At 67.2% G+C, this 469-nt stretch carries 1 protein-coding gene; it reads right to left on the minus strand.

Annotated features, from left to right (window positions below; all coding sequences use genetic code 11):
• Nucleotides 1-211 precede the first annotated feature (211 nt).
• Nucleotides 212-469, minus strand: a 258-nt coding sequence (locus tag R0J92_RS21690; protein ID WP_411053158.1) for a hypothetical protein, incomplete at its 5' end; no start/stop codon positions are given.

The raw sequence follows: 469 nt of genomic DNA on the forward strand, positions 1-469 counted from the left end.
TTGGTAAAATCCGGCATCTTCCTGGGATTGTGGAACGCGTGACTGACCAGCACGCCAAGCTCCTGGTTCAGCACCCGACGCGCCTCCACCTGCGCATCCTTGGCCCGGATCCGCGTGCGGGTGATGAGGTCGTATTCCTTCAAGGTGACCGCCTCAAAGCGCTCGTGATGCAAGCCCAGCTCACACCACGACGCAAACAGCGCGCTCCAGTCTACGCCCCCGCCGGAGGGCTGGCCTTTCCCGCTGTCTTCCCCCCATCGCCCTTGCCGGGTGCATCACCCTCGCTCGAGGGCGGCGGGAAGGCCTTGGCGATGGCGTCGCCCACAAACGGCACCACCTGGCGCGCGCCACCGGCGGCATCGACCAGGGCAATCGCCTCCTCGCGCGCAACACCGGCGCCATTGTCGAGCCCTGCCGACAGCGCCGAGACCAGCAGGCGCACGCCGCCCTTGCCCTGGATCAGATCATC

Origin of the sequence: Tritonibacter sp. SIMBA_163 (genome assembly GCF_046535935.1) — a bacterium.
Classification (GTDB): domain Bacteria; phylum Pseudomonadota; class Alphaproteobacteria; order Rhodobacterales; family Rhodobacteraceae; genus Epibacterium; species Epibacterium scottomollicae.